General features: G+C 45.3%; 1 protein-coding gene. It reads right to left on the reverse strand.

Annotation, left to right across the window (positions count from 1 at the left end; genetic code table 11):
* Window positions 1-446: S8 family serine peptidase (locus AB3U87_RS22215; protein ID WP_394150588.1), on the reverse strand; the 446-nt coding region annotated here is incomplete at both ends.

Raw genomic sequence — 446 nt, forward strand, 5'->3', positions numbered from 1 at the left:
CCACTTGGGTGAGCTGCTGCATACGCGTTTACGCGGCCAGCACCTTGCGCGAATACATCGTATTTTGCTTTATTCAAAACTTTTGCAGTGTTGGAAAGCGCAACTTTTACATCAAACGCATTCCAACCCGGTTTCGCTTGTTTAACGAGCGCCGCAACACCTGCTATATGTGGAGTTGCCATAGAAGTTCCCGTTTTACGGTCATACGCTTCGTAGTAAACAGCATCTGGGAAATCCGCTTTGTACATTGGAATGGTAGACATAATATTTGTTCCCGGAGCGGTTACATCTGGCTTAATATCAAAATTTGGTGTAGAAGGTCCACGTGAACTAGAGCTATTTACTTCATCCCCAGTTGTTTGAGCAGAGCCAAAGCTACCGAATGTAACTTTTCCTACTCCAGTTGCTAAAGCTGCACGAATTGCATCGCCATCTGTTTGGGACAT

Origin of the sequence: Erwinia plantamica, from assembly GCF_043420595.1 — a bacterium.
GTDB lineage: Bacteria > Pseudomonadota > Gammaproteobacteria > Enterobacterales > Enterobacteriaceae > Erwinia > Erwinia aeris.